The following is a 7756-nucleotide window of genomic DNA, read 5'->3' on the forward strand; positions in this document are numbered from 1 at the left end:
GTACAAGCATCTTTTCGTGCCCGTGGATGGGTCGGAACTGTCCCACCGCGCCATGGATGGCAGCATTGCGCTGGCCGCCCAGTTGGGCGCGCGCATCACGGGTTTTGTGGTTGAGCCAGACCTGCCGCTGTCTGCCACCAGCCACGACGCCGATGCTTTCACCCACCGCATCAAGGCCCACGAGGCCCGCAACACCGAGCACGCCCAAGCCCTGCTGGGCCAGTTTGAAGAGCGTGCCAAGGCCGCTGGCGTGGAATTTACCGGCGCCTCCGTCACCGCCTATGGCGTGGACCAGGCCATCATCGAAGAAGCTGAAAAGCACGGCTGCGACATGATCGTCATGGTTACCCATGGCCGTGGCCCGGTGGGCGAGTTCCTGTTTGGCTCGCACACCAAGAAAATCATCGCCCGCAGCAGCCTGCCGGTGTTTGTGCTGCACTGAAAACGGCCGCTCCGGCGCTGCGGTGCCGGGTACGTTGCCATGCAAAAAGCCGATCCTGAGGGGTCGGCTTTTTTATGCTGGCTGGGTGTGGAAGGCGCGGCCAAGTCGCTACAAAGACACGCACACCCGGGATTGCACGCGCAGCACCGCTTCTTGCTGAAAGCGGGTTTTGTAGGCGGTCATGATGGATGCAATCGCTTGTTCTGCCGAATCGTTTTCGGGGTGAACCACATGGAGCACCCACGTGTTTTCACGCACCAAAGTGCCATCGGCAGACTGCCACTGCCCCGCCGCTGGCCACACGCTCAAACCCTGGGGAAAGCGCGGCGTGATCACCTTGTCCAGAAAATCAGCCCAGTCTTGTGCAGCCACCACCCCTTGGGGTTGGGCGGTGCCAAAGTACAGCAGCTCACTGACCTGGCGCTGGCTGGAGGGGCAGGGCGGTGCGTTGGACAGGGCGCAGCCCCCCAGCAGAGCGGCGCACAGGAGCAGCGGCATGGTGCGCAGGCGGCGCAGGGTACTGCCTTGCCCGCCGCACCGTAATCGAAAAATACTTCGCATTTCCATCCATCCAGACATGCCAGGCCAGCGATAAAAAAAGCGCTGCGGGCCTATCCCGCAGCGCTCTGGATGTCTGCCGCGATGGGCAGACAAGCCGGGCAGGGCTTACCCCCGCTTTTGCAGCATCTTGATCACGCTGGAGAAGTCCTCGCCGCCGTGCCCGGCGATGCTGTGCGCGGCGTAAATCGCGCGGGCCATGCCACCCAGCGGGGTGCTGGCTTTCACGGCGGTGGCGTTTTCTTGCGACAGGCCCAAGTCCTTGAGCATCAAATCGGTGCCAAAGCCGCCGGTGTAGCCTTTGCTGGCCGGGGCGTTTTCATGCACACCGGGGAAGGGGTTGTACTTTTCCAGCGCCCAGTTGCCGCCCGAGCTGCGGCGCATGATCTCGCTCAGCACCTTGGGGTCGAGGCCGTTGGCCACGCCCAAGGCAATGGCCTCGCTCGTGCCCACCATCAAAATGCCCAGCAGCATGTTGTTGCAGATTTTGGCGGTCTGGCCTGCGCCCACGCTGCCTGCATGGAAGATGTTGGCGCCCATTTTTTCGAGCAGCGGACGGGCACGTTCCAGTTGTTCAGCGCTCCCGCCCACCATGAAAGTGAGGGTGCCCGCAATGGCGCCACCGGTGCCGCCAGATACCGGTGCGTCGATGAAATCAATGCCTGCGGCTTGCGCGGCCTGGGCCACTTTCTGGCTGGTGGCGGCGGCTATTGTTGAGCTGTCGATGATCAACGCGCCTTTGGCAATGCTGGCCAGCAGGCCGCTTTGGCCACCTTGGCCCAGGAACAGGCCCTCCACGTGCTGGCTGGCGGGCAGCATGGTGACGATGGCTTCTGCGCCCTGCACCGCGTCCAGCGCACTGGCAGCGGCCTGGCCGCCTTCGGCCACCACTTTGGCCACGGCGTCCTGGCTCAGGTCAAAGGCTTTGACGCTGTGGCCCGCTTTGACGAGGTTGATGGCCATAGGGCCGCCCATGTTGCCGAGGCCGATGAATGCGATTTGCATGGTGAAAGTCTCCTGGTGGGGGTAAAAACACTATCTTTTTAATAGCTGCTTGCGCTCACTGCACAAGGGCCAGAGGCCAAAATGGCCTGAAACTTTGCCCCGGCCCAACCCCTGGCCAGCGCGCACGGCGGCCAGGGGCAGGGCAGGGGGCTTCGTAGCATGATTTTGAAGGGTAAAAAGCCGCTAACGCCCGCAGGATAAGCGCCAGCAGCTATCAAAACCCTAGCGAATCGCGTCCGGCGCGTCGCCGTCCAGCATGCGCCGGGCGATGATGACGCGCATGATCTCGTTGGTGCCTTCCAGAATCTGGTGCACACGGGCGTCGCGCAGCAGGCGCTCGAGCGGATATTCGCGGATGTAGCCGTAGCCGCCGTGCAGCTGCAGCGCCTCGTTGCAGACCGTGAAGCCCGCATCGGTGGCAAAGCGCTTGGCCATGGCGCAGTAGGTGGAGGCGTCGGGCGCGCCGGCGTCGAGCTTGCTGGCGGCCAGGCGCACCATTTGCCGCGCGGCGACCAGTTCGGTGGCCATGTCGGCCAGCTTGAATTGCAGCGCCTGGAAGCTGGCAATCGGCTTGCCAAACTGCTTGCGGTCGTGCATGTACTGCTGCGCCTGCTTGAGCGCGCCCTGCGCCGCACCCACCGAGCAGGTGGCGATGTTGATGCGCCCGCCGTCCAGGCCCTTCATGGCGATCTTGAAACCCTCGCCCTCCCGGCCCAGCAGGTGGTTGGCGGGGATGCGCACGTTGTCAAAACTGATGGTGCGCGTGGGCTGGCTGTTCCAGCCCATTTTTTCTTCTTTTTTGCCGTAGCTGATGCCGGGCGTATCGGCGGGCACGGCAAAGGCGCTGATGCCACCCGCGCCCGAGGCCGCGTCGCCCGTGCGCGCCATCAGCACCAGCACATCGGTGGCGCCCGCACCCGAGATAAAGGCCTTGGCACCGTTGATGACGTATTCGTTACCTACCAACTCGGCACGGGTTTTGAGCGAGGCCGCATCCGAGCCCGCACCGGGTTCGGTCAGGCAGTAGCTGGCGAGTTTTTGGCCGCTGGTCAGTGGCTCGCCCCATTGGGCACGCACTTCCGGCGTGGCCCAGGTGCCCAGCATCCAGGTGGCCATGTTGTGGATGGTGATGAAGGCGGTGGTGCTGGGATCGACGGCGGCCAGCTCCTCAAACACCAGCGTGGCGTCCAGGCGCGGCAGGGCCAGGCCACCGGCGTTTTCTGGGGCGTACAGGCCGCAAAAGCCCAGTTCGCCTGCTTTGGCAATGGCTTCGCGGGGGAAGATGGCTTCGGCATCCCAGTGCGCAGCGTGGGGGGCCAGCTCGGCCTGGGCGAATTGGCGCGCGGTGTCGGCAAAGGCGCGCTGGTCTTCGGTCAGTTCAAAGTCCACGGGCGTGTCTCCTTGGAAGATGCTTTTATTTTTATAGCTGCTCGCGCTTACTGCGCGGGCCTGAGAGCCGGTTTTGGCTCTCAGGCCGGTGGGGTCGCCTTACTTCAGGCTGATGGTGGTGTTCACACCGTGGCTGGTGGTGCTGTCGTCAAACCAGCGCGCCGTGACGGTCTTGGTCTGCGTGTAGAACATCACCACTTGCTTGCCGTAGGGGCCCAGATCGCCCAGCTTGGAAGCGCGCGAGCCGGTGAACGAGAACAGTGGCACTGGCACCGGGATTGGCACGTTGATGCCAACCTGGCCCACGTCGATTTCTTCCTGGAAGGTGCGCGCTGCTGCGCCCGACTGCGTGAAGATGGCCGTGCCGTTGCCGTTGGGGTTGTCGTTGATGAACGCAATGGCTTCGTTCAGGTCTTTGGCGGCCACCAGGCTGAGCACGGGGCCAAAGATTTCCTGGTCGTAAATCGCCATTCCGGGCTTGACGTTGCTGAAGATGGTCGGGCCGACAAAGTTGCCCTTTTCAAAGCCGGGCACGTTGGGCTTGCGGCCATCGAGTTCCAGCGTGGCGCCATCGGCAATACCGCGTTCGATCAGGCCCTCGATGCGCGACAGCGCGGCGCACGAGATGACGGGGCCGACATCGGTGCCTTTTTCGGTACCGGCGCTGACCTTGAGCGTCTTGGCCTTGGCCACCAGCTCAGGAATCCACTGCTGCGACTCGCCCACCAGCACCACCACCGGCAGCGCCATGCAACGCTGGCCTGCTGCGCCAAAAGCGGCACCGGCAATGGCGTTGAGCGTTTGCTCCTTGTTCGAGTCGGGCATCACGATGGCGTGGTTCTTGGCGCCCATCATGCACTGCGCGCGCTTGCCAGCCAGGGTGGCGCGGTTGTACACGTGCGTGCCCACCTTGGTGGAGCCGACGAAGGACACGGCCTTGATGTCTTGGTGGTCGCAGATGGCGTTCACGGCGTCTTCACCACCGTGGATCACGTTCAGCACGCCCGCAGGAATGCCCGCTTCCAGGGCCAGCTCGACCAGGCGCATGGTGACCATGGGGTCTTGCTCGGACGGCTTCAAGACGAAGGTGTTGCCCGTGGCAATGGCCATGGGGAACATCCACAGCGGAATCATGGCCGGGAAGTTGAACGGCGTGATGCCAGCGCACACGCCCAGCGGTTGCAGGATGGTGTAGGTATCGACGCCACCGGCCACGTTGTTGGCCAGCTCGCCCAGTTGCAGGTTGCCGATGCTGGCAGCGTGCTCCACCACTTCGAGGCCACGGAACACGTCGCCTTCGGCGTCGGGCAGGGTTTTGCCTTGCTCGGCGGTCAAGAGCGCGGCCAGTTCGCCCATGTTTTCACGGATGAGCTGTTGCAGCTTCAGGAAGATGCGGGCGCGCGTGCCGATGGGGGTTTTCTTCCAGGTCTTGAAAGCTTCCTTGGCCGATGCCACGGCGGCATCGATTTCAGCGGGCGTGGCAAACGGCACGCGGGCCAGCACCTCTTGCGTGGCGGGGTTGACCACATCGCGCCACTGGGTGGTGGTGGATTCAACAAATTGGCCGTTGATCAGCAGCTTGACGGTAGGGATGGATGCGCCCATGGCAGTGTGTCTCCTTGGATGGAATAAAACGTGTTTGGCCACGCATCCTAGCTGTGCATAATTGTTTTAACAACGGGTAAATACGCACTATCGCTGTGCAGTTTTGCACAAAAGTGCGTTTCAGGAGACACGATGGACTGGGACAACCTGCGCTATTTTCTGGAACTGGCCCGCTCGGGCACGCTGGTGGGCGCGGCGCGGCGCCTGGGGGTGGACCACACCACGGTAGCCCGGCGCATACAGGCGCTGGAAAAGCAAATGGGCGCGGCCCTGTTTGCGCGCGAGGCCGGGGGGCACAAGCTGACCGAGGCGGGCCGCCACCTGCTGCCCGGCGTGGAGGCCATGGAAGCGGCCGTGCTGGGCGTGGAGCGCTCGGCCCCGGTGCCCGGTGGCGGGCCATCGGGCCTGGTGCGCGTGGGCGCCACCGAAGGCTTTGGCACCCTGATATTGGCGCCGCACCTGGCGCGCCTGACGCAGCGCCACCCGCACCTGTCGATTGACCTGCTGGCCCTGCCGCGCATGCTGCACCTGTCGCGGCGCGAGGCCGACATCGTCATCTCGCTGGAGCGCCCCACGCGCGGCTCGGTCATCGTCAGCAAGTTGGCCGACTACACCCTGCACCTGTACGGCCAGCGCGAATACCTGGTGCGCCGCCCGCTGGTAACGCAGCGCGAAGATTTGCGCCACCACGCCTTTATCAGCTACGTGGACGATTTGCTGTTTACCAAAGAGCTGCAGTTTTTAGACCAGCTGTACCCACCCGAGCGCTTTGCGTTTCGCAGCACCAGCATCACGGCGCAATACGAGGCCGTGCGCGCCGGTGCCGGGCTGGCCGTGCTGCCCGCCTTTCTGGCCGACCGCGATCCGGTATTGGCGCGCGTACTGCCCGCCGAGGCGCGATTTACCCGCACCTTCTGGATGAGCATGCCCGCCGAATCCAAGCATTTGGCGCGCATGCAGGCGGTGTGGGCGTTTTTGAAAGAAACCGTGGTGGGCGAGGCCAAGCAACTGATGCCCGATGGGGCGGGAAATGTAAGTCGCCTGTAACAAAACGCGGGATGATGGGTGTTTGCACTTGACCGATTTCCGTCTGGATATTTTCAGGTTTGCCTAAATTCTCTATTAAGAGGGATGGTAGTCATATTTTACGCAATGGGCGACTCTTTTGATGGGGAAGCCTGTCGCCTAATTCTAGTTAGACCTTGCTAGCACTTAGAGAAAGAAAACATGTCAACGACCGAATTTATTTCCGCTAATTTTGCTAGCGCCATTCGACAGGGAAATTACAGAGATGCAGTCGCATCAATCATGGGGCAGCACCCGAACGGCATCGATCGCTCAAAGAAAATCCTAATTGAATTCAACAAACTTGATTCCTCGGATAAAGAAAAGATATTGAATTGGTCTCAACTGCCATCGGAGAAATTGCCAGTAAAGTTGGATCAACGGTGGTATGTTGAAGCAATTGCCCGCCATGAAATGGCTCATATCGTAGCAGCTAAGGCTATGGGGTTCCGTACTGGTCAAGCCACTCTCGTTTTGCACAGTCCTGATGGTTCACACCAAGGAACTTCGATCATTCACTTGGAGCGTTCAACGCCTTTATTAAAGGACGTCTCTACGTATCTTGAGCAACGAATAATTGTTTTGCTCGCGGGCTATTTGGCTGAGCCTGAAAAAACTCATGAACGCACAAGCAATGCTCGCCAAATAATTAATGAAAAAATTGTGGAGTCAGATTTGCAAAAGGCGCTTGAGCTGATAAGTGTAAAGCTAAACATTGAAGGAATCTCTCAGCCAAACGCGGTTGAAGGCACCCTTGATTCTTTGGTAGAACAAGCCTCAATAATCGTTGAGGAAAATTTTGGCACCATCTCATCCTTAGCACAAAAATTCGCTACTAGAGCGTGTTATGAACTTTGAAAAATTCTCTTTTGTGATAAGCACTTACGCACGTTTTTTCAAAAGTGGAAATCGTGGAATTCTTCAATAAAATCAATGACTTGCACAGAAGTTCATAACACGCTCTAGGATTAACTTTTACGGACAGCGCATTGGTTGGGAAGGGCATGAAATAGATGAGCAGCCTGAAATTCAAAAGATCGTACCAGTGCAGTGACTAACTGGAAGTCCGGGGGAATTTTCAATGCAATACAACACACAAGAGGCAGTTTATGCAACCTAAATTTCCTTTCCACTCAGCGCCTCAGCCTAACTGTCGGTTCAACTGGGACGCAAACAGCAGGGTGCAGGTTCGTTTTTCCGGTTGTGTGGGCTTGGGTTCTAACCTTGCGCTCAAGCGGACGGCTTTCAGCCGCCGCTTACCTTAGTTCGTTAGGCTTTTTAGGTAAAAATAATGAAAAATATTCAACCTCCACAAGATGTAATTTTTTCCATTCCTATAGATTTGCCAATTCCGCTAGACGATGGTGCATGCGATCATTTGGAAAATATGCCAATACCCAATGTTTCCCTATGGTCAACTGATGATCAAGAAGTAAATCTCTCCAGCTTGTCCGATTGGAACGTAATTTTCTGTTATCCAATGACAGGTCGCCCGGGTGTTCCCATACCCGAAGGCTGGGTTAAAATTCCCGGTGCTGCTGGATGTACGCCCCAAGCATGTTCATATCGTGACAATTACGCTGAACTCAAACGTAATAGCATAGGCATTTACGGCATAAGCACTCAAAAATCGGAGGCACAAAAGGAAGCATCTAATCGTTTGGGGTTGCCTTATCCGCTTTTGAGCGATGA

The 7756-nt window shown here is 59.3% G+C and carries 8 protein-coding genes; 4 read left to right on the plus strand and 4 right to left on the minus strand.

The annotated features are described in order from the left end of the window. Window positions 1–442, plus strand: a 442-nt coding sequence (locus PHX69_RS14000) for a universal stress protein (protein WP_288044459.1), incomplete at its 5' end; no start/stop codon positions are given. Window positions 443–550: 108 nt separating this feature from the next. On the opposite strand, the gene PHX69_RS14005 is transcribed toward PHX69_RS14000, so the two are convergent. The 4 genes from PHX69_RS14005 to PHX69_RS14020 all read right to left on the minus strand — a co-directional run bounded on the left by PHX69_RS14005 (window position 551) and on the right by PHX69_RS14020 (window position 4999). After that, window positions 551–940, minus strand: coding sequence for a DUF3574 domain-containing protein (locus PHX69_RS14005; RefSeq protein ID WP_288044461.1), 390 nt, complete (start codon window positions 938–940; stop codon window positions 551–553). Window positions 941–1108: 168 nt separating this feature from the next. Beyond that, window positions 1109–2005 carry a 3-hydroxyisobutyrate dehydrogenase gene (gene mmsB, locus PHX69_RS14010; RefSeq protein WP_288044462.1) on the minus strand — a complete coding sequence of 299 codons (897 nt, stop codon included), beginning with the start codon at window positions 2003–2005 and terminating at the stop codon, window positions 1109–1111. A gap of 222 nt (window positions 2006–2227) precedes the next feature. After that, window positions 2228–3394, minus strand: coding sequence for an acyl-CoA dehydrogenase family protein (locus PHX69_RS14015; protein ID WP_288044464.1), 1167 nt, complete (start codon window positions 3392–3394; stop codon window positions 2228–2230). A gap of 99 nt (window positions 3395–3493) precedes the next feature. After that, window positions 3494–4999: a CoA-acylating methylmalonate-semialdehyde dehydrogenase gene (locus PHX69_RS14020; protein WP_288044466.1), complete on the minus strand. Its 1506-nt coding sequence runs from the start codon at window positions 4997–4999 to the stop codon at window positions 3494–3496. A gap of 132 nt (window positions 5000–5131) precedes the next feature. Between PHX69_RS14020 and PHX69_RS14025 the strand changes: the two genes are divergently transcribed. The 3 genes from PHX69_RS14025 to PHX69_RS14035 form a co-directional block, all read left to right on the plus strand. Beyond that, window positions 5132–6046: a LysR family transcriptional regulator gene (locus PHX69_RS14025; protein WP_119013143.1), complete on the plus strand. Its 915-nt coding sequence runs from the start codon at window positions 5132–5134 to the stop codon at window positions 6044–6046. Window positions 6047–6226: 180 nt separating this feature from the next. Then, window positions 6227–6922, plus strand: coding sequence for a hypothetical protein (locus PHX69_RS14030; RefSeq protein ID WP_288044468.1), 696 nt, complete (start codon window positions 6227–6229; stop codon window positions 6920–6922). Window positions 6923–7355: 433 nt separating this feature from the next. Continuing rightward, on the plus strand, window positions 7356–7756 hold a 401-nt coding region (locus PHX69_RS14035), incomplete at its 3' end, for a redoxin domain-containing protein (protein ID WP_288044470.1).

The sequence above is a fragment of the Simplicispira sp. genome (assembly GCF_028687295.1).
In the GTDB taxonomy this organism is placed as follows: Bacteria; Pseudomonadota; Gammaproteobacteria; order Burkholderiales; family Burkholderiaceae_C; genus Simplicispira; species Simplicispira metamorpha.